Origin of the sequence: Haloarcula marina, assembly GCF_024218775.1 — an archaeon.
GTDB classification, from domain to species: Archaea; Halobacteriota; Halobacteria; order Halobacteriales; family Haloarculaceae; genus Haloarcula; species Haloarcula marina.
On record NZ_CP100404.1, the window covers coordinates 1,064,162 to 1,085,934 of the forward strand.

Consider the following 21,773-nt stretch of genomic DNA (forward strand, 5'->3'; position numbering starts at 1 on the left):
GTCGCTGGTGCGGGGGGAGGCAGTGACAACCTTTATTCTGTTCAGACGGCATATATCACGATATACTATGGGCAAAGAGACAGAGGCCTGCGGCCGATGCAGTCTGTCCACCGTCGTCGACACGGCGGACGGCGAGGGGTCGAACCCGTTCGACGGCGACCGCATCGAGGTGTCGGACGAGGCGGCGCGCGCCGTCTCGCCCGGGGCGTGGCTCAGCGGGCTGAAGACGCGATTGGACGACGTGGCGACGCGACTCACGTACGGCCGGTAACCGCGGACTGCCGCCCCGGTGCGCCCGCGGCACTATCTTTTTGTAGTCTCTGCGTGACCGTTCGGTGATGCCAGAAACAGACGTTCTCGTGTTGAACCAGCCGATTCACGGGATGTCGCCGCGTGAGTACCGGGCGACGCTGGCCGAGCGACTCCCCGAGCAGACGGTGCGACTCGCCTCGAAACCCAGCGAGTACGAGGAACTCGTGACCGAGGCGCGCATCGTCACCGGGTTCGAGATAGACGCCGAGACGGTCGAGCGAGCCGAGAACCTCGAAATCTTCGCGTGTACCTTCGCGGGGACGGACCACCTCCCGACCGAGGCGTTCGCCGACCGGGGCGTGAAAGTGACCAACGCCTCCGGCGTCCACGGTCCGAACGCCGCCGAGCAAGTGCTCGCGTACGTTCTCTCGTTCGCCCGGCACTTAGACCGCGGGTGGGACCAGAGCCGCGAGGGCACGTGGCAGCACTACCGCGCAGACGAACTGCGGGGGTCGACGGTTACCGTCGTGGGAACCGGCGCTATCGGGAGCGCCATCCTCGAACGCCTCGACCCGTTCGGCGTCGACACCATCGGCGTCCGGAACACGCCCTCGAAGGGCGGCCCGGCCGACGAGATAATCGGCTTCGACGGCCTCGACGAGCGCCTTCCCGAGACGGACTATCTCGTCCTCGCCTGCCCGCTGACGGAGAAGACCGAGGGCCTCGTCGACGAGGCGGCGTTCGACCTCTTGGACCCGGACACCGTTCTCGTCAACATCGCCCGCGGGGAAGTCGTCGTCACCGACGCGCTGGTGTCGGCGCTCAAGACGAACGACCTCCGCGGGGCCGCCCTCGACGTGACCGACCCCGAACCGCTCCCGGACGGCCACCCGCTCTGGAACCTCGACAACTGCCTGATTACGCCACACAACGCCGGGCACACGCCGAAGTACTGGGACCGGATGGCCGACATCATCGCGGAGAACGTCGACCGCCTCGCGGCGGGCGAGGAACTCCGGAACCTCGCGCAGTAGCACCCGTCTTCGGTCAGCGCGGGGCGACCCCACGACCGCTCACTCGACGGCGCGAATCAGGTCCAGCAGTTCCGAGCGAAACTCGTTCGGCGATGTTTCGGGCCGTTTCCCCGACGCTCCCTCCGCGAGCAACGCGTCCACTCCGCGGACGGGGTACGCCCCGCCAGCGATGCGGAGCGACCCGCCGTGACTCCAGACGCCCAGCCACCCCTCCACGTCCAACGCATCGGTCGGTGCGTCCGCCCCGAACGGATACGTCGCGGTCATCTTCGCGAGGCGCGCCCGATCGCCCGCGTCCGTCCGAACTCGCTGGCTCCGGCCGCGTTCCACGTCCTCGAATCCGCGGGCTTCGACGTCGTCGACGAACGAGCGGCGGGCCTCGGTCACGACGGTCGGGAGCATCGACGCCGTCCCGATACCGGGGGCCAGCGGCGGGCGGAAGGACAGCGCCGTCGCGAAGAAGAAACGCCAGTAGCCGCCGTCCTCGCCGGTGGCGACGAGTCGGCCGCCGACAGTTCGGTATTCCGGTGGTCAGTCCTCGCTCTCCAACTGCTCGACCAGCGAGCGGAGCGTCGCGAGGTCGTACTGGCCGGGGGCGGTCGCCTCGGCGGGGTCGACCGGGGCGTAGCCGATTCGCGACCCGTAGAGCGGAGCGACGGCCCGCGAGTGTCGCCCGGCCTCGCCCATGCACATCGTCGCCACTCGCTGGCCGTCGGCCGACAGTTCGCGGGTCGCGCCGAGCATCGCCAGCACGTCGTCGGGCGTGTGCGCCGTCGACGCCATCTTCCCCACGTCGCCGTGTTCGCAGGCCCGTTCCAGTCGGTCGACGATGGCCGCCCGGTCCGGCGTGGCTTCGAAGTCGTGGGTGGAGACGACCACCGACGCGCCGTTCGCGCGAGCGTGGTCCGCGACGCGGGCGGCGTCGTGGTCACCCTCGCCCTCCAGCGCGGCGAGTTCGAGGTCGACGGCGGTGACGGCGTCGTACTCGACGGCACGCTCCAGCGCGTCGAGTCGCCCGGCCGCGTCGGCGGCCTCGCCGCCCTCCCACTCGACACGGTTGGTCACGAGGACGGGTAGTTCGCCGTCGTAGGCGTCGAGTTGGCCCAGCGGGTCGTCGGCGAAGTCCATCCGGAGTTCGACGCCGTCGGCGTCCCCGCGGGCGGCCGGTTCTATCGAGAGGTCGGCGCCAGCCGCCAGCAGCGTGAACGAGGTGAAATCCATACGCGACAATCTGCACAGACGGCCTAAAAAGACGCCGCCTGCGGGACAGTGCCGAGTCCCCCACGGACCGCTACGGACTGCTCCCGCGGTCAGCCGTGGGGTGGGCGTCCGAACACATCACGATGTCTGGTCGGGCCGGTTTGAGGACGCGCCACGCGACGCCGGGGCGGAGGAGCGAACTCGGCGACTTCTCCATCATGAACACGCGGGCGATCGCTTCTCGTAGCCGCCAGTCCGTCTGTGCTTTCCGGAGCAGGCGAGCGACGTACCGATTGAACAGGTCGGTGCCGCGAGGTTTGGGGCCGGTGGTCGACGGAAACTCGAAGTCACCGCCGACCGCAATCGACCACGGCACGTCGACGATTGGTTCGACCTCGTCGAAGAACCGAAGCGGCAGTTCGGAGCGGTCGGCCGTCGCCAGCGTCTCGTGGAGGACGAGTGCTTCCAGGGCGGCCACAGACATGCCCTGACCGTATATCGGGTTAAAACTCGACAGCGCGTCGCCCGTGATGACCAGCCCATTCGGGAACTCGTCTAGGTCTTCGAACCGGCGGCGGCGGTTACAGGGGAACGGGTAGTGGGAGACGTCCTCGGACACCCAGTTCTGGCTGTCGAATAGCTGTCGCAGTTCCGACACCGGAAGGGTCGCTGCGAACTCCGCTATCGCTCCCGGGTCGGTCGGCGGGTGGTCCCCGTGGACACCGACCAGTGTCGCTTGCCACCGGCCGTCTTCGATGGGGAAGACGCCGGCACCGCGGGTCCGGGGCGGGTCCGGCGGCACGAAGAAGGCCCGTCGGTCGTCGGGTGCTCGCTCGACCATGACGGTACTGTACGCGATGTCGATGGTGACCTCGTCGACGGGTGGGGCCGCGTACCCGTGGTCGTCGAGCCATCTCGGCGTCTTGCTCGTCCTGCCGGTCGCGTCGACCACGAGGTCGGCGCGGAGTTCGTCCGCCTCGCCGTCGTCTCGTACTTCGACGCCGCGGACGGTCGTCGCGTCACCGTCGGTCAGGTAGCCCGTCTGCTGGCAGTTCGGACGCAACGTGACGCCCTCGTGCTCGGCGAGGCGTCGGCGGATTACCTGCTCCATGAGGGGTCGACTCGCAGTGTACATCGGGCGGCGCGTCTCCCCCTCGGCGAGGAACCCGCCCTTCTCGTAGTGGACGAAGTCGGACATGGCGTCTATCAACAGGCCACCGGCCGACAGGAGGTCCTCGACGTACCCCGGAAACAGGTCTTCGAGGGTGGCTCGACCCGCTTCCTGCAGGGCGTGGACGTGTGCACCCTGTGGCACGCCACGGCGGGTGGCCGGGTCGTCGGGTAGCGTGTCACGGTCGATGACCGTGACTGTCTCGAAGGCGTCGGCGAGGACGCGTCCGGTCACCAACCCCGCCACGCTCGCACCGACGACCACCGCATGCCCCCCGACAGCGTCGATTCGGTCGCGGTCGTACCTCGGAACGGTTGACAGCGTCATCGCGGTACTCCCTAGTGTGACTCTTCCCGTTGTAATATGTTAACACTTAGCACAGAATGCATTTCAGATTGTCATATACTCCGGCGATACCGGCCCTCCGAGAAGATTCACTCGACGGGGGCGTGGGTCACGCGGTAGCCCTCGCCGGTCCGTTCGACGCTGTCGACGGCGTACAGTCGAATGCGACGCTCCTGTTTGGTGTTGACGGGGAAGTCGTAGTGTTCAGCCTCGTAGTTCGGTTCGTTCCCTTGGTCCCGGTACTGGTCGACCCACGCTCGGTGGTCGGACAGTCGCTCGCGTGCTAGCCGTTCCGAGCGGTCCGGAACGCCCTCGACCCGGTCGGCGAGGGCCGCGACGAGGTCCGGGTCCCGTTCGACACCGACTGAGTTCCGAGCGCCAGCCATCGCCGCCACCGTCGTGGTGCCGGTGCCGAGGAAGGGGTCCAGAACGGTGTCACCGTACACCGAGAACATCGAAACGAGGCGGTACGGGACCGTCAGCGGGAACGCTCCGGACCGTTCGCGCAGGCCCGCATCGAGCGCTTGCGTCTCGCCGGGCAGTTCCCAGAGGTCCGAGAACCACTCGTTGCGCTCCTCCCAGAAGTACGCGCTCTCGTAGCGGCGGTCCGCGCCGGGTTCGAGGCGGCGGCGCTCGCCGTTGCGGAACACGAGGATGTGTTCGTGTTCGAGCGTCGGATAGGCGTTGGGCGGGACCATCCCCGACCCCATGAACTTCGCGCCGCTGTTGGTCGGCTTTCGCCACAGGATGTCCGGCAACGCCCGCAAACCGCGGTCGGTCAGTCGGTCCGTTATCGCCGCGTGGTTCGGATACGACCGAAAGCCGTCGTCGAGCGAGCGCGTGGCGTCGCCGACGTTGATGCAGGCGATGCCGCCGGGGGCCAGTACCCGTTCGAGTTCCGCCCACACCGTATCCAGCACGTCGTGCATCAACTCGAAGGCGCGGTCCCCGTCGCCGTCGTCGAGCGACTCGCCGATAGCGGGGTCCAGCGAAGCGAAGATATCGTCCCACATCTCTATCATCGGATACGGCGGCGACGTGACGACGAGTTCGACGCTGTCGTCTGCCAACGGCAACTCGCGCGCATCGCCCGTGACGACCCGGTGACTCGTCTCCATACGGTCCGCAGAAGTCGACGTGACTCGTGTCTTGTGGTTACTGTGCGTTCAGGAGACTCTGAATCTCGTTTATCTTCGCGGTCTGCTCCTGATTGGAGGCGGCGATTCGCTCGATTTCGTCGGCGACCTCTTCGGCGTTCTCGGCGGTCATGTCGACCATGCTGGCGACTTCCTCGGTGGAGGCGGCCTGTTCGTCGGTCGCGGAGGCGACTTCCTCGGCCCCGCGGGCGGCCTCCTCGACGGCCTCGTCGATGTCCCGCAGGATGTCGACGGTGCGGTTCACCTGTTCGATGCCTTCTTCGACCTGTTCGTTCGCGTCGTCGATGCTCTCGACGGTCTCCTCGGTGTCGGCCTTGATGTTCGAGACCAGTTGCTCGATTTCGGTGGCGTTCTGCTGGGATTCTTCGGCCAGCGATTTCACCTCGTCGGCGACGACGGCGAACCCTTCGCCCGCTTCACCGGCGCGGGCGGCCTCGATGGAGGCGTTCAGCGCCAGCATGTTGGTCTGGTCGGCGATGTCGTTGATGACCTCGACGATGTCGTCGATTTCGTCGATGCGGTCGCGTAGTTGCTCGACGTCCTCTGAGACGTTCTCGTTGGCGTCGTCGACTGACTCCATCGCGTCGATGGCGTCGTCGGCGACCTCTCGCCCCTCGTCGGCGAGTTCGCGCGCCTGGTCGCTCACCTGTCGGACCTGACTCGCGCTAGAGGCGACTTCCTCGACCGTCGCAGAGAGATTAGAGACTTCACCGGCTACTTCTCGCATGTTCTCGGACTGCTGATTCGCGAGGTCGCTTATCTCCTGTGAACTCGACGAGACGTTCTCCGAGGTACGGAGCAGTTCGTCTATGGCCGTTCCCAGTTCCCGGTCGCTCGAATTGGCAATCCCTTGTACACTAGTCCCCGAATCTGAAGGCATATCTCTACCCGTTCGGCCCAGCGAATTAAACGTACCTCTGTGGTTATCAACGGTGATTCTACGCGGATACGGCCCGAACGAGTCTCGCCTCGATAGCGCTTCAGGCGACCGGAATGTCCTGCTCGGCTTCCAGCAGTTCGTGGTAGCGGTTCCGAATCGTCACTTCGGAGATGTCGGCGACTTCGCTGACGGCGGCCTGCGTGGTCTTCTCGTTGGTCAGGAGGGCGGCGGCGTAGACGGCGGCCGCGGCCAGTCCGACCGGGGACTTCCCGGAGTGGACGCCCTGTTCCTTGGCGTTCTGGAGGAGTTGGCGGGCGCGGTGTTCCGCTTCGTCCGAGAGGTCCAGCGAGGAGGCGAAGCGGGGAACGTAGCTCTCGGGGTCTGCGGGCTTCACTTCGAGGCCGAGTTCGCGGACGACGTAGCGGTAGGTCCGGGCGATTTCGCTCTTCTCGACGCGGGACACGTCCGTAATCTCGTCGAGCGAGCGGGGGACACCCGCCTGCCGAGCGGCGGCGTACACGGAGGCCGTCGAGACGCCCTCGATGGACCGTCCGGGGAGGAGGTTCTCGTCGAGGGCGCGGCGATAGATGACGGAGGCCGTCTCGCGGACGTTCTCGGGGAGGCCGAGCGCCGACGCCATCCGGTCGATTTCGCCGAGCGCCTGCTTCAGGTTGCGCTCTTTGGAGTCGCGAGTACGGAAGCGCTCGTTCCACTTGCGCAGGCGCTGCATCTTCTGTCGCTGCTTGCCCGACAGGGAGTTGCCGTAGGCGTCCTTGTCGCGCCAGTCGATGTTGGTCGAGAGCCCCTTGTCGTGCATCATGTTCGTCGTCGGGGCACCGACGCGTGACTTCTCGTCCTTCTCGCTGGAGTCGAAGGCGCGCCACTCCGGTCCGCGGTCGATTTCGTCGGACTCGACGACGAGGCCGCAGTCTTCACAGACCGTCTCGCCGTGTTCGTCGTCCATGACGAGGGACCCGGAACACTCCGGGCAGGCCGTGGCTGTCGATGCCGACTCTTCGCTCGTCTGTTCGTCTGTTCGCTGTCGCGTTCGTGTGTGTTCGCTCATTGGTTGCGAGGGCGGGTGCTCACCGGGTAAGACGGACCGTAGAACCCGGAGGCAATCGGTAAGACTGAGTCCGTTCGAAAGAGATTTAAAAATTGTGGTATCGCATCGTGGAGTACCGCCTCACGCCACGAAACACGCGTTTCTGTCCTCTGTGAAAGACCATTCAAATAACAACAGTGATGAATCGGACGAACGTTTCCACCACCATGTACGTCGCTGTCGGGAGCGAGAACCCGGTCAAACGGGTCGCTGTCGAACGAACGATAGACGGGCGGGTCGAGGCGGTCGGCGTCGACTCGGGTGTCTCCGAGCAACCACGGGGTCGCCGCGAGACGGTCCGCGGGGCGGAGAACCGCGCTCGCGCCTCGCTGTCGGCGACGGACGCGGCGTTCGGCGTGGGCATCGAGGGCGGCGTCGAGAGCCGCGAACATCCGGCGGGCCTGTGGCTCATCATGTGGGCCGCCGTGACCGACGGGGAGTCGGTCCACTTCGGGGCCGGGCCGTCGATTCGGCTCCCCGAGGCCGTCGCCGACCGGGTTCGGGCGGGCGAGGAACTCGGTCCCGTCTTGGACGACAGACTCGGCCGCGAGGCGGTCAGCGAACAGGAGGGCGCGGTCGGTATCTACACCGACGGCCGCGTCACGCGGACGGACGCGCTCGCCGACGCAGTCGCTGGCGCATTCGGGCCGTTCTTCACCGACGGGACCGCCTGAGGTCGTCGTCGGGTCGAGGCCGACGCTCGCTCAGTCTCCGGCTTTCGACTCCACGTCTCCGGCACTACGAGACTCCTCTACGGCCTTCGTCAGCGAGACGTTGAGCCACGCCATCGACGCCACGCCGCCAGCGACGGTGACGAAGTTCTTCACGGCGTGGTCGACGATAGCCACCGACAGCGCCACCGGAACGCCGATTGCGGCGGGAGTTAGCGGGACGACGATGACGGTGAAGGCGCCCTCGTAGAGGCCGACGCCACCGGGGGTCAGCGGGAGCACCTTCGCGAGGTTCCCGACGCTGACGGCGAAAAATCCGACGGCGACGAGCGAGGGCGTCAGGTCGTAGCCGAAAGCCACGAAGACGAGGAGCGCCGTCACCACGTCCAGCCCCCAGATGAGCAGGCTTCCGAACCCGACGCGGGCGAACGAGCGCCAGTCGCCGGTCACGGTCTGTACGTCCCCGACGAATCGCTCGACGACGCCCGCGACGTAGTCGGCGTAGGAGTCATCGCTGAGGCGGCCGACGACCGTCCGGACGAAGTTCCGGTCGGTGCGGGCGCTGGCGACGATGGCGGCGACGGCCGCGATAGCCGCCACCCCGACGCCCGCCGCGACGAAGATAGCGGTCTGTCCGCTCGCCGCGGCGTCGCCGCCGCTCACGTCGCCCGTGACCGCGGCCAACAGTTGGTCGGCGGACCCCGTGGCGGCCAGTCCCACCAGCACCACGCCAGCAAGCAGCGTGATAGTCAGCAGGTCGAAGACGCGTTCGACCGCCAGCGAGGCGAACCCGGACGGATAGGGAATCGACCGCCGGGCCTTCACGACGTAGGCGCGCACCCCGTCGCCGAGTCGCGCCGGAAAGACGAGGTTGCCGGTCTGACTGATGAACACCGCGCCCGTGAGGAAGCCCCACCGCTCGCGATACCCCATCGAGTTCAGGATGTCTCGATACCGCGCGCCACGGAGGGGCCACGAGAGGGCGTAGACGACCGCACTCACGCCCACGAGCATCGGGTCGGCACCGGCCATCTCTTCCAGCACTGTCCGCGGATTCAGGTACTGCGTCATCAACAGGAGCGCGACGACGACGAGCATCGTCCCCGCGCCCAGCGAGACGCGGCGGGTGATGCGCGGACTCACCGACAGTTCCCACCACGTGCGGAGGATTTGGCTGCCCATGCCGAACACGTCGCGGACGATGTCCACCTTCGAGTCGCCCTTCGGCGTCCAGTCGACGGGGAACTCCTTGACGCGGAAACCGCGACGCTGGGCCTTCACGAGCAGTTCGGTGTCCCAGAACCAGTGGTCGTCGGCCACGTCGGGGGCCAGCGACTCGAACGCGGCCCGGTCGAACGCCTTGAACCCGCACTGGTGGTCTTTCAGGTCCGAGCGAAGCATCGCCCGGACGAGCGTGTTGTAGCCGAAACTCGGGACGCCGCGCTTCGGTGGCCGGTCGGCCCGATTCCCGGGGAGCCACCGTGACCCGGTCGCCACGTCGTACTCGCCCGAGCGGACGCTCTCGACGAGTTCTTCGAGGTGGCGCATGTCCGTCGCGAGGTCGGTGTCGAAGTAGACGAGCGTCTCCCCGTCGGCGCGTTCGAAGGCGTACTCCAGCGCTCCGCCCCGGCCGAGTCGCTCCTCGGCGTGGATGTGTCGCACGCGCTCGTCTTCGGCCGCGAGTCGGGTCGCAATTTCGGGTGTCCGGTCGTCGCACCCGTCCTCCGCGACGATGACCTCGAACGTGTCGTCGGGGAGAAACGAGGCCAGCGTCTCCAGCGTGACGGATACGGTGTCCTCGATGGTGGCCTCCTCGTTGTAGGCCGGGAGGACGACGCTCACCTCGACGCTACTCATTGTCTCCGAATCCGAGAGCGAGTCAAAAGTACCTTCTGTTCGCTCGGGCCGCGGTTTCAGTCAGCGCCCTTCGAGGGGTCCGCCGTGACGAACTTCCGCAGGTCCTCGCCCACCTCGTTCGGCGAGTCGTAGGGGCGGCCGACGAGGATATCGCCCGCGCGACTCCGGCCGATACCGGGAATCGTCTGAAGTTCGTCCATCGAGGCGCTGTTGACGTTCAACGGATAGGGAACCCCGGTCACCGAACGGTAGCCGTGGCCGGTGATGGCGATGTCCAGCGTCTGCCCGAGTTCTCGCTCGCCCGGGATGCCGACCAGCAGGGGATAGGTCCCGAGTTGGCGGCCGAACGTCTTGCCGTCTTGGTGGTACTCCAGATGCACGTCGGGCAGGACGGTTCCCGGCGGCGCGACACGCTTGAGCATCGGGTTGTCTATCTCCTCGCGGACCTCCCGCTTGTACTGCTTGAACAGTTTCTTGTGGTCGCGGGCGATGTCTGCGCCGGTGTCGGCCATGTCCGTCCCCTCGAAGGCCATCACCTGTCGGATATTCACTCGGCGGAGCATGAGTCCCTCGTCGTACACCCGCTGGAGGAACCGCTTGTTGTGCTCGAACGTCTCCTTGCGCTCGCCTTTCAGACCGTGGACGAGGTTGATGCCGGGCAGGAGTTTCGGGAGGCGGCGGGCCGCGTCGTCGCCGAAGTTCGGGGCCGTCTCTTCCTCGCCACCGGGTCGCCAGCCAGCGACTTCGTTGACGATTTTGACGGCCTCGAAACACTCGTCGGCGGTGACGTTGAGGTTGTTGTCGCTCATCACCTCGGGGTCGGCCGATTCGAGGCCGAACGCGGCCGTGTCGCCGGGGGTGTTGTGTTCGGCGATGATGCGGATGCCCTCGCGGGCCTTCTCGGGCCACTTCACGATGGTGATGGGGTTCATGTTGTCGAGGTGGAGCGTCTCCAGGTCGGGAGCCACCTCGCGGATACCGCCGTAGAGTCGGCGCAGAGCGTCCGGGTTCGGGGCCTCGCCGTCGCCGCCGTACGCGAGGATGTCGGCCTGCCGCCCGAGGCGGAAGTGCTTGACGCCGCGGTCCGAGAGCGCGTCCACCTCGTCGACGACGCTCTCGGGCGGGCGGAAGTCGGGATTCCCGTACATCGGTTCCGTGCAGAACGAACAGCGGTAGGGACACCCGCGCGAGGTCTCCATCTCGCAGATGAGGTACTCCGGATGGTTGGGGTGCTGTTCGACGACGAACGCGCCCGCCCGCGCCCAGCGAGTCTCCTCCTCGACGGAGCGATAGCGGTTCTCGAACCCCCCCAGTCCGGAATCGACGAGGTCGTAGACGGCGGCTTCCACGTCGGCCATCGCGAGGAAGTCGAAATCGAGGTCGTCGCGGGCCGTCTCGCTGGCCCCTTCGTTGGCCTCGCCGACGCCGAAGCGGACGGGGCCGCCGATGACGCTCGTCCCGTCGGCGGTCCACGCCAGTTTCCGCACCTCGTCGGGTTCGGCGGGCGTCCCGCCGACGTACTTCCCGGGGACGGTCATCCCGCCGACGTACACCATGAGGTCCGCGTCCTCCACGTCGCGCCACCGCGCGTTCTCCTCCCGGAGGGCGTCGATGGTGTGGTACGTTATTTGTTCGTTCGGGACGCCCGCGTCGACCAGTGCACCGGCGGCGTACCGCGGATACGTCGAGATGTAGGGCGGAACCCCGAAGTGGGCGGGTTCGTCGACGTAGCCGTCGACGATGGTCACGTCGAGCGTCTCGGGGTCTACGGTCATGGGTCGCAGGTTGTCGCTCGACGCCTAAAACGGTGTCTTGTCGGTCACGGAGACGGTGGCATCACGCCGAACTGTTCACGCGTATCACACTTATCACAAACCTTATATATTATATTTGCATATCTATTACATAGATTATGAATGCAGCAATCTCACGCAGAGACTTCTTAACGGCCCTCGGGGCCACCGCCGCTCTCGGGGCGGTCGGCCACGCCCGGGCCGACCCGATTCACGCACCGCTCGACGAGCAGAACGCGCCGCCGACCGACAAGACAGTCATCGGCATCTACCCGTCGTGGTCCCGCTACGAACGCAACTACATGCCGGGCCGGGTCCCGCTGGACCAAGTCACGCACCTCCAGTACGCCTTCCTGAGCGTCGAGGAAGACGGGAGCGTCGCCTTCGCCGACGGCTACGCCGACCGGCGGAACCTCGCGGCGTTCCGCGACCGCAAGCGCGACCACCCGAACACGAAGATGATTCTCTCCATCGGGGGCTTCTTCGCGTCGGAATACTACTCGAACGCCGCGCAAAACTCGACGCGCCGCGCGCGCTTCGCTCGGACCGCCATCGAAATCATGCGCGAATACGACTTCGACGGCCTCGACCTCGACTGGCGCTACCCGGGCGGCGGGAACCCTAACGCCTTCACCCGCGAGGGCGACGTGGACCGTTTCATGCTCCTGTTGCAGGAGGTCCGACGGCAACTGGACGCGGCCGGGAGCGAAGACGGCACGACCTACGAACTCAGCATCTCCGCGTCCATCGACCCCGAGTTCACCGAGGGCCTCGACGTGGCCGGGTTCGCCGACGCTATCGACCGAGTGAACGTGATGGCGTTCGACTACACCGGGCCGTGGGAGGAACGCACCGGGTTCAACGCCCCGCTGTACAACCCGTTCCCGGACTCGCCGGACAACGCCTACTACGTCGCCAACGCGATGAGTGCGTGGCGCGAGCAACCCATCGACCCGAGCAAACTGAACCTCGCGTTCGCCTCCTACGGGCGCGGCTTTACCGGCGTCGGTCCGGAGAACCGCGGGTTCGACCAGCCCTTCGACGGGACGCCGCCGGGAACGGTTCCCTCGGAGGAGTCCGGGACCTACGACTACTGGGACATCGAGTACAACGTCAACGCGGACAACGACTACGAGTACCACTGGCACGACGACGCCGCCGCGCCGTTCCTCTACTCCGAGTCCGACGGCGTGTTCGTCACCTACGACAACATGCGGTCGGTCAGCGAGAAGGCGCAGTTCGTCGCCGACGAGGAGTTCGGCGGCATGACGATGTGGGACTTCCACGGCGATAAGCGACGGGCGCTCCTGTACGCGGTCAACACCGTCCTCGCCGAGTAGCACCGTCCTCGCACGTAGCGAGACGCGCTCGACCGTCCGACGTGTCTGCTCTCGCTCGTTCTCTCTGTCCGGCGGTCAGGCCGACGCCTCTAGTTCGGCCGCCACCAGTTCGGCGTTGCGGACGTTCGCCTTCCAGAACGCGTCGAAGAGGTCGCCGACCAGCGGAACCGCGCCGACGGCCACGTCGAGGGCGACGTTCAGGAGCATCCGGAAGAGCGTTCGCTTGGAGACGCCGAGACGGACGGCTTCGGCGACGATGTACAGCGAGCAGACGCCTGCGAGGAGGTCACCGGCGACCGGAAGGACGCCCAGAATCGGGTCGATACCGACGCGAATCCCGACCACGGGGACGCGAACGCTCTCGTCGAGTAGTCGGGCGACGGTTCGGATTCGCCCCAGCGCCTTCGGTTCGGTGTCCATACGGGAGTGTGGGCCGGACCGGGGGTAAAATGTTCGGCTCGCTTATACGTAGATGCGGCCTTCTTCGCGGGGGCCGACGGCCGCCGGACGCGCGCCGTCGGCCACCCGACCGGCCGAGAGGGCGGCCGCGAGTGAGTCCAACGCGTCGTGGTTCCGGAGGTACGTCTCGCGATGGTCGGCCACGTCGACGCTGCAGGCCGCGACGGTTTCGAGGTTCATCTCCCGGCGCGGGCGCGCGCCGTCGGTCGCCTTGTACCCCTCGCGGTAACACCCCAGCCAGCCGAACGTCGCGGCGGGGTACACTTCGCAGACGACCGTTTCGGCGTCCGTGCCGTCGCCCTGCATCGGCGTGACGGTCGTTTCGGAGTCGTCGGCCAGTCGGCCCAACACGTCCCGTGCGCCGTGGTAGGTCATGCTCCGGACGCGGTTGGTGTACGGGCAGAGCGCGCCGCGTCGGGCGTCCGTCTCCCGCCGCACGTCGCGCTTCCCGGCGACCCGCTCGGCGGTTTCCCGGCAGGCCGTCGAGAACGCGCCGGGGTCCGTCGGTCCGTCGCTCCCGCCGACCCACTCGAGGAATCCCCGCCACGTCCCGTCGCACTGCGCGTCGAGGACTGCCTCGGGGAGGCTGAACGGGAAGTCCAGGCCGACGGTCCCTATCTCGTCGGTCCGGATTCGCTCGACGAGGCCCGCGTGCGTGCTCTCCCTGTCCCGCCCCCATCGCTCTGTTCCGCGGTAACACGCGTCGACGACCAGGCCGTCGGCCGTCCGGGTGGCCTCCGTCACCCAGAGCGCGTCGCCCGCCGCGGCGGCCCCGCTGAAGTCCACACCCAAGACACCGGCACTCATGTCAACGAACTCCAGTTGCACCGTATTGAAAGTTCTGACCGTTCAGACGGCAGTTCCGTCTCCGAAAGCGGTTTGTCGCTCACGGACCTACCTTCGCCCATGCCCACGACGCTCGAAGTCGTCTGTACCGACGACGACTGTATGCTCGACATGTTCGAGCTACACTACACGTACGACATGCCCGAGGACGTCGGCGTCACGGACTTCACGTGTCCGTACTGCGGCGGCGTCGACAGTCTGGAGGCCGTCGAGCTATGATGCGCGGCATCGGGGAGTCAATCGGCAACGCGCTGTTCGAGAACCTCGGCCGGGCGGCCGGTCGGGTGCAGGAGAACAAGCCGCTGCCCGCCGACACGCTGGAGTCCGACGACGCCTACCTCGTCGTCTTCGACGCCCCCGGTGCGACCGCGAGCGACATTCAGGTCCGCTACGTCGACGACCGCGTCGAGGTGCGCGTCGACCGCTTCCGCGATTTCCACGACGGATTCGAGATGCGCTACCCCGGCCGCGGCCTCGCCCTCGACGGAGCCGTGACCCTGCCCGAAGACGCCCGCGTCGACCCCTCGACGGCCTCGGCGACGCTGAAGGACAACGGCACGCTCCACGTGCGCGTTCCGAAGGCGGCGGGCGAGGAGGGAGGGGACGAGGACGCGGTCGAGGTTTCGGACGAGACGGCCGACGAGATTGCTGACGAAGGAACCGACGCTGACGACGCGGCCGACGCCGAAGAATAGCCGGTCGCCGTTTACGCTGTTTTACGACGCATGCGCCTCACCAGTCCGCTGTCGGGTAGCCGAGCGCGTCGAAGGACTCGTCACCGTCGAACCGGGTCGGGTCCAACCGTTCGCCCACCCGCCCGTCGAGTCGCGACGGCTCCCCACAGAGTCGCCGTGCCACGAATTCACCCATCGCTGGCGCGCGCATCAGACCGTGGCCCTGCCACCCCGTCGCGACCCAGAGGCCGTCGGCGGCGCGGCCGACGAGGGGGTCACGGTCGGGCGTCGCCGTACACAGGCCCGCCCACGAGCGGTCGACGCCGATGGAAAGCGTCGTCGCTTCCCGGACCCGGTCGAGCGTCGCGTCGACGAACTCGGGGTCGGCGTCGCGGTCCCAGTCGGCGGGGTCGACTTCGTGTGCGCCGTCACCGACGAGGAGGGCGTCCCCCTGTGGCCGCCAGTAGAACTCGCTGGTGGCATCGTAGAACGACGGGAGAGCGGCGTCGACGGACTCGGTGACGAGGACCTGCGCGCGGTAGGCTTTCAGCGCCAGCGAGACGCCCGCGTCGGCGACCAGGGGTTTCGTCGCGGGACCGGCCGCGACGACGACGGCGTCGAACGATTCGGTTCCGGTCGGCGACTCGACTGCCGTCGGCCCGTTCAGCGAGACAGGCGTCCCGGTCCGCACGTCCGCGCCAGTCCGCCGTGCCCGGTCTGCGAGCGAGTCGACGACCGACTCGGCGTCCAACAGACCGGCCGCGTTGGCGACGCCCGCCGCGACGACATTGTCGGTTTCGAGCGTGGGGTACCGCTCGCCGAGCGCTTCCGGGTCGACGCGCTCTACGTCCCGTCCGTTCGCTCGCATCTCGCGGACCTGTCCGTCGATTGCGGTTCCGTCGCCGTCCTCGCGGGCAACCCAGACGTACGGACACGGGTCGAGCAGGCCCCACTGGCGCCACCGTTCGAGGGCGCGGTCCGCGACGGCGGCGTCCACGGGGTCGGCGAAGGCGTCGTAGGCGATGCCCGCGGCGCGACCGGTCGCGCCGCTCCCGAGTTCGTCACGTTCGTAGAGCGTGACCGAGACGCCGCGCCGCGCGAGGTCACCGGCGACGACCAGTCCGACCGCGCCACCGCCGACGACGGCGACGCGCATCTATTCGAGGAGCGGGTCCAGCCCACGGGCCGGGTAACCGACGACGGTGTCGACGCCGACCTCGCGAAGTCGGTCGATTCGCGCGTCGATTTCCCCCCCAGTTCCCACGAGGGCATAGTCGCTGACGGCCTGTTCGAGAACCTCGCGGGCGCGACCAGTCGCCGCGCTGTCGGTGGCGGCGTCGTCGGGAAGCGCCGCGCGAACGGGGCGGCGCCGGGCGGCGTACGCGCCGACGGCGTCGAGAATCGCGTCCGTGTCGTCGGTGAGAACGACGGGGGCGTACAGCGCGATGTCGCCGTCGAACCCGGCGGCGCGAAGTGCCCGGATGTCGCGTTCGGTGGAGCGAGCGAGCAGTTCGTACTGCGTGCCGCCGACGGCCATCGCGAGGCGTTCGATGCCCTCGGTCCCGACCCACGGGTCGGCGGCGTCCGCGGTGGCGGCTTCCAGTCGCGGTGCGACCGCCCGCGACGCTTCGGACTCGGTGAGATAGGCGCTGTGCCCGGCTACCAGCACGCGTTCGACAGCGTCGGGCAGGGCCGCGAGCGCCGAGTCGTCGCCGAGCGGGTCGTAGCCGTCGGCCCGGACGGGCGTCGTCAGGCGTACCGACGCGCTGTCGGCGAGCGCTCGGAGGGTGTCGAAATCGGGAACGTACTCGTGGCCCTCGTAGTCGACGACGACCGTCTCGACGTCGAGACCGGTGGCTCGTCGCGGGTCGACTTCCATCGGCTTGAGCGCCACCGCGTCGATGCCCACGGCCGAAAGCGTCCGCGTCGAGCGTGTGCTCATTCGGTCCCATCTTCGGGCGTCCGGGTGCAAAGCCCTGTCGTTCTACTGCGCCTCGTCGCGGACGCTCTCGGGCAACTCGTCGTCCGGCCCGGCGTAGCGGTCGGGTTCCGCGGGCATCTCCCAGTCGGTGGTCAGTTCGAGCAGTTGGACGAGCATCCGTGCCGTCGCCCCCCAGACGGTGTAGCCGTCGACGTAGAAGAAGTGCAGGCGAATCTCGCCGTAGTGGGGGTGGTCGCGGTGTTCGGACTCGTAGTTGTCGAGGTCGGTAAGTTCCGCGACGGGGAGCGTGACGACTTCGGCCACCTCCTCGTCGTTCGGAAGGTACTCTCGGTCGGGAATGCGGGCGACGAACGGCCGGACCGAGTAGTTCGTAATCGTCCGGATGTCGTCGAGTCTGCCGACGACGTTCACGGCCTGGGGGTCCAGCCCGATTTCCTCGTTGGCCTCGCGCAGTGCCGTCTGGAGCAAGTCCTCGTCCTCGGGTTCGTAGCCGCCGCCGGGAAACGACATCTGTCCCGGATGGTCGGTGAGGTGGTCCGCCCGCTTGGTAAACAGAATCGCCTCGCCGCCCTGTCGGGTCACGACCGGGACGACGACGGCGGCCTCACGCTCTTCGTCCTCGACGGAGAGGGCGTCGCGCGTGCGCAACCGGTCGAGGTCCATATCCGATACGAAGGGGCGTACGTTCTTAACTCGGGTGGGTCCGGCGGCGGGGCTACGCGTCGTCGAGTCGGTCGCGGGCCGACGCGAGGTCGACCGACCCCCACGCTTCGAGGTCGTAGCTCACGTCCAGCAGGTCGGCGATACGCTCGTCGTCGTCCGCCCGAACCGCGAGGACGGCGTCCTCTCGAAAGCGCGCCTCGGCGGCCTCGGCGACCGTCTCGCTCGAAACCTCGCGCTCGGGCACGGACATGATGTGTGGCAGGTCGGTCGCGCCGTCGGGAAGTGTGGGGAACGCCGTCGGGCCGACGACCAGTAGCGGGTCGTCGACGCCCGCGTCGTGGTCGGCGACGCTGACGAGGTGGTACGACGCCAGCGCCTCGTCGACGAGGCTCCCGAACGCGTCCACGTCGTCGTCCTCGCCCCGCTTGAACGCGAGTTCGGCACACGCCTGTCCGCACTCCGCGCGGGTCAGCGCGCCGAAGAGGTCGACGACGCCCGCGAGGTCGTCCGGTGTCAGGTCCATACGTCCCCGTCACGCCGAACCGGTACAGGGTTTCCGGAACCGGTCAGGCTTCTGCCGTCTCGGGCAGTCGACCGTCGGCGTGCAACGCGAGTAAGAGGACCAGCAGGACCACGAGGCCACCGCCCATCCACTCGAAGATGGTCGCGAACGAGATGCCAGCGTCTCGGAGCGTTCCCACGACGACGCTGCCGGGGGCCTGTATCACCATCATCCCCGCGCCGTAGGCCGCGTACGCGCTTGCTCGGTGGTGGTCCGGGAGCGACCCGAGCAGATAGGTATCGGCCGCCGGGAAACTGCTGTGGATGACGTAGCCCGTGACCGCGCTGAACGCGACCAACGGCCAGAACCCGCGTACCACGGGGAGCACGAGGATACAACCCGTGAACGCGGCGACGATGACGAGCAGATACGGCACGGCGGGTAACCGGTCGGCCAGTCGGCCGCTGACGTAGAAGGCGGGGACGCCCGTGCCGAACACCACTTGCAGCAGTATCCGGCCCGTCGACTCGCTCACGCCGATAGTTCCCAGATACGTGACGTAGAAGTTGAACAGGCCGTTCCACACCATCGTCATGAATCCGAGGGTCACGACGCCAGTGAGGATGATGCGCCACTGCGCTCGCACCGCGCCCACCAAGTCCGTGTCTGCGGCCCCGGCCTCGGGAAACGCCGTCCGCTTCGCGATGACGGTGAACACGACGGTCATCACCGCCGCGGCGACGGCCATCACCTGCAGCGTCGTCCGCCAGTCGCCGAACAGGAGCGCGGCCGACACGAGGGCAGGCGCGCCGACGGCGGCCAGTTGACTCGCGACGCCGTGCCGACCGAGCATTTTGCCGGGTGAGTCGGGGTACAGTTCGCTGATGAGCGTGTTGGCGGCGACGATGTAGACGCCGCTCGCGAGTCCCATGGTGAAGCCACCGACGAGCAACAGCGTGGGGTCGGTCGTCAGCGCGGTGAACGTCGTCCCGACGGTGAGGACGACACCGGACCCGAAGATGGCCTGCGCCCGAGAGATGCGGGTCAGCAGATAGCCGGTCGGCAGGCGCGGCACGGCGCTTCCGACCCAGACGAGCGTCGCCAACAGACCGAGCGTGGCGTCGCTCGCGCCGGTCGCCGCTCGAATCGGTTCGATGAGCGGCGCGAAGACGACTCGCGAGAGGTTGATGAGAAACACCAACCCGAGCAGGGACCCGAACACGGACCGTCTGGACACACCGGACAATCGTCGCTTGCCCCGAACAAGGTTCCGAAACGCCCGCGGCCTTTTTACCCGTCCGTGTCGCAGGTCCGTGCATGGACTCGGTCAGGAAGGCGTTACGAGCGGGGGACGTCGAGAAAGACGGCTACGGGCGACTGTCGTGTGTCACCTGCGACGAACCGCTGTCGACGGACAACAACCCCGACAAAATCGGGAAGATACGCGTCTGTCCCGATTGCGGGAGCGAGTGGAAGGAACTGGGCTGACCGCCGACCGACCGCCCGTCACTCGAACACCGCGTCGAAGGCGTCCGCACCGAGCGGTTCGTACCGCCCCGCCTCGACGTTCTCTTTTGCGTGCTCGACCGACCCCATCCCGACCAGCGAGCAGGTCACGCCCGGCGCACTCCGTGCGAAGTTTATCGCGCGCTGGGCGCGCGTCTCCCCGTCGAGTTTCGCTTCGACGGACTCGGGCATCTCGTTCGCCAACCGCCCCTGCAGTATCGAGGCGCTCGTAAAGACGTTCAGGCCCGCCTCGTGGGCGAACCACAGCGCCGACTGCGGGCCGTCCGGCCCGTCGTGGGCCTCCACGGTGAACGCGTCGGCCATGAAGACGTTGAAGGGACACTGGATGGCCCGGAAGTGCGTCGCCGTGTTTCCCACCGTCTTCGCGGCCGCCCGCGCCCGTTCGACCACCTCTGGGAGCGAGAGGTAGCTCTCGTGGTCCTTCGGCACCCGGAACGCCTCCCACGTCGCCACGCCGTAGTGGTTCAGGTCGCCGTCGGCCGCCCGTCGCTCTAACTGTTCGAACGCGGCTTCGAGTTTGTCGTACACTTCGTCGCGGCCGTGGTCGGCCAGTTGCGTCTCGGGATTGTGGACGTAGTAGCAGTCGATTGTGTCGAGGCCGAGGTTCGACAGCGACCGGTCCAACTGGTCGTCGAGGAACTGCGGCGCGATGCAGTGCTGGCCGCTCACCAGCTCGTCGGCGTCGACGATGCCGGTGTCGACGTACTCCGACTGGACGAACGCGCCGGGGTCGGCCGGTCGCTCGCCGTCGAACGGGACGAACCCGCCCTTCGTCGCGACGACGACGGCCTCCCGCGGCACGTCGGCGTCCGCTATCGCTCGCCCGACCACGCGCTCCGAGCGCTGGTGGCGGTAGTTGATGGCGGTGTCGACGACGTTGACGCCCCCTTCGAGCGCCGTGACGATGGCGTCGTGGTACGCCGCGTCGCGTTCGTCGGTCGGGTCGCCGAGGTACGTGCCGACGCCGATGCTGGAGACGACGCCGCTGCCGAACCGGCGGAAGAACGTGCGCGCGAAGTCGTCGTGGTCGTCCCGGTACGCCCATGTCGCCGCCCGTGTAGCCATACCCGCGGTTCGGCGCGCGGGGACAAAAGGGGCGAGATTCCCGCCGGGTCAGCGCTCGCCCGACATCGCTTCGAACACCCGTTGGCGCAGGTCCTCGCGAGAGATGCCGCTGCTGGGGCCGATACCGGCCATGTACTCGACGGGAATCTGCCCGCCGCCCATCCGGGCGTGGCCGCCGCCCTCGCCCATCGGTATCTCGCTGACGACCGACTCGATGACGCGCCCGATGTGGACCCGGTCGTCCCGGGACCGGCCCGCGATGCGAATCGTCCCGTTGCACTCCCCGAGGACGACGACGGCCGAGACGCCCTCTAAGGTCTCCAGTTCGTCGGCGGCTTGCGGAATCGCGTCGGTGTTGGACACTTCACCCACGTCGCTGTAGGCGAATGGGGTCTTCACGATGCGACTCGTTATCGCGCGGGCCTTCACTTCGAGGACTTCGGCGTCTATCTGCGGGTTCGCGATGCGGTTCAACAGGTCGGGGTCCATCCCCTCGTAGAGATACGCCGCCGCCGCGAAATCGTCGGCGGCACAGCCGTTGGTCAGCGAGCGCGTGTCGGACTGGATACCGTAGATGAGGCCCGTGGCGAGGTGACTCGGGACCGTGTCGTCGGGGAGCGCGTTCGTGTTCACGCCGCCGTCGGTTACGGCCGTGTTCACCTCGTAGAACTCCCAGTCCAGCGACTCGAAGTACTCGGCGAAGATGGTCGCACACGCACCGACATCGGGCCGAACGTCGGTGAACTCCTCGCCGGTCCCGTCACCGGGGTGGTGGTCGACGACGGCCAGCGGGTCGATTCCCCCCGCTCCGGGGAACCCCCGGGCTTCGTTGTGGTCGACGAGGACGATATCCTCCTCCTCGATGTCGCCGCGCGTCTCGATACGACTGATGTCGATATCGAGTACCGTCTCGAAGGCGCGGTTCTCCGGCCGTCGAATCTCCCCCGTGTAGTACAGCGTCGCGTCCGTGCCCACCGCCGAGGCCAACCGCTCGACGGCCAACGCCGACGACATCGCGTCGGGGTCGGGATTCGGGTGCATCAACACCGCGACGGCCTCGCACGCGCCGAGGACCGACTGCAAGCGGTCGCCCGGCGTGCGCGTCAGATACCGGTAGGCGATGACCCCGACGCTGAACACGACGAGGAGCGCGATAACGCCGACAGCGGCCGCTACCGGGTTCGTGCTGGCGAACGCGAGGACCTGCTCCGCCCGCGTCGCGAGGTCACCGCCAGCCACCAGTGACATACTGGTAGATGCTCCGCGATGCGATAAGAAGGTTCCCCACGG

22 protein-coding genes and 2 pseudogenes are annotated in these 21,773 nt (G+C 67.5%); 7 read left to right on the top strand and 17 right to left on the bottom strand.

Annotated features, from left to right (window positions below):
* Positions 1–67: 67 nt before the first annotated feature.
* Together NJQ44_RS05535 and NJQ44_RS05540 are read left to right on the top strand one after the other, a co-directional pair.
* Positions 68–271 (top strand): DUF8007 family protein, encoded by a 204-nt coding sequence (locus NJQ44_RS05535; RefSeq protein WP_254273684.1) that lies wholly within the window; start codon positions 68–70, stop codon positions 269–271.
* A gap of 67 nt (positions 272–338) precedes the next feature.
* Positions 339–1,286, top strand: a complete 948-nt coding sequence (locus NJQ44_RS05540; RefSeq protein WP_254273685.1) for a D-2-hydroxyacid dehydrogenase — start codon at positions 339–341, stop codon at positions 1,284–1,286.
* 39 nt (positions 1,287–1,325) lie between these two features.
* Here the strand turns inward: NJQ44_RS05540 and NJQ44_RS05545 are convergent.
* The 6 genes and pseudogenes from NJQ44_RS05545 to NJQ44_RS05570 all read right to left on the bottom strand — a co-directional run.
* A pseudogene (locus NJQ44_RS05545) lies at positions 1,326–1,763 on the bottom strand (DUF6517 family protein); the annotation flags it as partial.
* A gap of 54 nt (positions 1,764–1,817) precedes the next feature.
* Positions 1,818–2,507, bottom strand: a complete 690-nt coding sequence (locus NJQ44_RS05550; protein WP_254273687.1) for a type I 3-dehydroquinate dehydratase — start codon at positions 2,505–2,507, stop codon at positions 1,818–1,820.
* Between the two features lie 70 nt (positions 2,508–2,577).
* A complete protein-coding gene (locus NJQ44_RS05555) occupies positions 2,578–3,984 on the bottom strand; it encodes an FAD-dependent oxidoreductase (protein ID WP_254273688.1) in 1,407 nt (468 codons plus the stop codon).
* A gap of 107 nt (positions 3,985–4,091) precedes the next feature.
* Complete coding sequence (locus tag NJQ44_RS05560) at positions 4,092–5,120, bottom strand: DNA-methyltransferase (RefSeq protein ID WP_254273689.1); 1,029 nt, start codon at positions 5,118–5,120, stop codon at positions 4,092–4,094.
* Positions 5,121–5,157: 37 nt separating this feature from the next.
* Positions 5,158–6,039: a methyl-accepting chemotaxis protein gene (locus NJQ44_RS05565; RefSeq protein ID WP_254273690.1), complete on the bottom strand. Its 882-nt coding sequence runs from the start codon at positions 6,037–6,039 to the stop codon at positions 5,158–5,160.
* A 100-nt stretch (positions 6,040–6,139) separates the two neighbouring features.
* Positions 6,140–7,105, bottom strand: coding sequence for a transcription initiation factor IIB (locus NJQ44_RS05570; protein ID WP_254273691.1), 966 nt, complete (start codon positions 7,103–7,105; stop codon positions 6,140–6,142).
* A 206-nt stretch (positions 7,106–7,311) separates the two neighbouring features.
* Here NJQ44_RS05570 and NJQ44_RS05575 point away from each other — a divergent pair, with 206 nt between their 5' ends.
* The gene (locus NJQ44_RS05575; protein WP_254273692.1) at positions 7,312–7,818 is read left to right on the top strand and encodes a DUF84 family protein; all 507 of its coding nucleotides are present in this window, start codon (positions 7,312–7,314) and stop codon (positions 7,816–7,818) included.
* Between the two features lie 30 nt (positions 7,819–7,848).
* Here the strand turns inward: NJQ44_RS05575 and NJQ44_RS05580 are convergent, their stop codons facing one another.
* Together NJQ44_RS05580 and NJQ44_RS05585 are read right to left on the bottom strand one after the other, a co-directional pair.
* Entirely contained in the window at positions 7,849–9,672 is a 1,824-nt protein-coding gene (locus NJQ44_RS05580) for a flippase-like domain-containing protein (protein ID WP_254273693.1), read from the bottom strand.
* Positions 9,673–9,728: 56 nt separating this feature from the next.
* Positions 9,729–11,447: a radical SAM protein gene (locus NJQ44_RS05585; protein ID WP_254273694.1), complete on the bottom strand. Its 1,719-nt coding sequence runs from the start codon at positions 11,445–11,447 to the stop codon at positions 9,729–9,731.
* A 137-nt stretch (positions 11,448–11,584) separates the two neighbouring features.
* On the opposite strand from NJQ44_RS05585, the gene NJQ44_RS05590 reads away from it, so the two are divergent.
* Positions 11,585–12,805 (top strand): glycoside hydrolase family 18 protein, encoded by a 1,221-nt coding sequence (locus tag NJQ44_RS05590; RefSeq protein WP_254273695.1) that lies wholly within the window; start codon positions 11,585–11,587, stop codon positions 12,803–12,805.
* 75 nt (positions 12,806–12,880) lie between these two features.
* Here the strand turns inward: NJQ44_RS05590 and NJQ44_RS05595 are convergent, their stop codons facing one another.
* On the bottom strand, positions 12,881–13,225 hold the full coding sequence (locus NJQ44_RS05595) for a DUF4112 domain-containing protein (protein ID WP_254273696.1): 345 nt from the start codon (positions 13,223–13,225) through the stop codon (positions 12,881–12,883).
* Between the two features lie 42 nt (positions 13,226–13,267).
* Entirely contained in the window at positions 13,268–14,071 is an 804-nt protein-coding gene (locus NJQ44_RS05600; RefSeq protein WP_254273697.1) for a DUF429 domain-containing protein, read from the bottom strand.
* Between the two features lie 99 nt (positions 14,072–14,170).
* On the opposite strand from NJQ44_RS05600, the gene NJQ44_RS05605 reads away from it, so the two are divergent.
* Positions 14,171–14,329: a DUF7559 family protein gene (locus NJQ44_RS05605; RefSeq protein WP_254273698.1), complete on the top strand. Its 159-nt coding sequence runs from the start codon at positions 14,171–14,173 to the stop codon at positions 14,327–14,329.
* Positions 14,326–14,805: an Hsp20/alpha crystallin family protein gene (locus NJQ44_RS05610; protein WP_254273699.1), complete on the top strand. Its 480-nt coding sequence runs from the start codon at positions 14,326–14,328 to the stop codon at positions 14,803–14,805. The genes NJQ44_RS05605 and NJQ44_RS05610 overlap by 4 nt, the downstream gene beginning before the upstream one ends.
* A gap of 37 nt (positions 14,806–14,842) precedes the next feature.
* Here the strand turns inward: NJQ44_RS05610 and NJQ44_RS05615 are convergent, their stop codons facing one another.
* The 5 genes and pseudogenes from NJQ44_RS05615 to NJQ44_RS05635 all read right to left on the bottom strand — a co-directional run bounded on the left by NJQ44_RS05615 (position 14,843) and on the right by NJQ44_RS05635 (position 19,092).
* Positions 14,843–15,940: an NAD(P)/FAD-dependent oxidoreductase gene (locus tag NJQ44_RS05615; protein ID WP_254273700.1), complete on the bottom strand. Its 1,098-nt coding sequence runs from the start codon at positions 15,938–15,940 to the stop codon at positions 14,843–14,845.
* On the bottom strand, positions 15,941–16,726 hold the full coding sequence (locus NJQ44_RS05620; RefSeq protein ID WP_254273701.1) for a DUF7388 family protein: 786 nt from the start codon (positions 16,724–16,726) through the stop codon (positions 15,941–15,943).
* A 42-nt stretch (positions 16,727–16,768) separates the two neighbouring features.
* A pseudogene (locus NJQ44_RS05625) lies at positions 16,769–17,398 on the bottom strand (NUDIX hydrolase); the annotation flags it as partial.
* A gap of 43 nt (positions 17,399–17,441) precedes the next feature.
* Positions 17,442–17,912, bottom strand: coding sequence for a DUF7109 family protein (locus tag NJQ44_RS05630; protein ID WP_254273703.1), 471 nt, complete (start codon positions 17,910–17,912; stop codon positions 17,442–17,444).
* 43 nt (positions 17,913–17,955) lie between these two features.
* Complete coding sequence (locus NJQ44_RS05635) at positions 17,956–19,092, bottom strand: MFS transporter (RefSeq protein WP_254274316.1); 1,137 nt, start codon at positions 19,090–19,092, stop codon at positions 17,956–17,958.
* 116 nt (positions 19,093–19,208) lie between these two features.
* On the opposite strand from NJQ44_RS05635, the gene NJQ44_RS05640 reads away from it, so the two are divergent.
* Positions 19,209–19,379 (top strand): HVO_0758 family zinc finger protein, encoded by a 171-nt coding sequence (locus NJQ44_RS05640; RefSeq protein ID WP_254273704.1) that lies wholly within the window; start codon positions 19,209–19,211, stop codon positions 19,377–19,379.
* Between the two features lie 18 nt (positions 19,380–19,397).
* On the opposite strand, the gene NJQ44_RS05645 is transcribed toward NJQ44_RS05640, so the two are convergent.
* Both NJQ44_RS05645 and NJQ44_RS05650 read right to left on the bottom strand, forming a co-directional pair.
* Positions 19,398–20,483 (bottom strand): aldo/keto reductase, encoded by a 1,086-nt coding sequence (locus NJQ44_RS05645; RefSeq protein ID WP_254273705.1) that lies wholly within the window; start codon positions 20,481–20,483, stop codon positions 19,398–19,400.
* Between the two features lie 48 nt (positions 20,484–20,531).
* Entirely contained in the window at positions 20,532–21,731 is a 1,200-nt protein-coding gene (locus tag NJQ44_RS05650) for a DHH family phosphoesterase (RefSeq protein WP_254273706.1), read from the bottom strand.
* Positions 21,732–21,773: the final 42 nt, after the last annotated feature.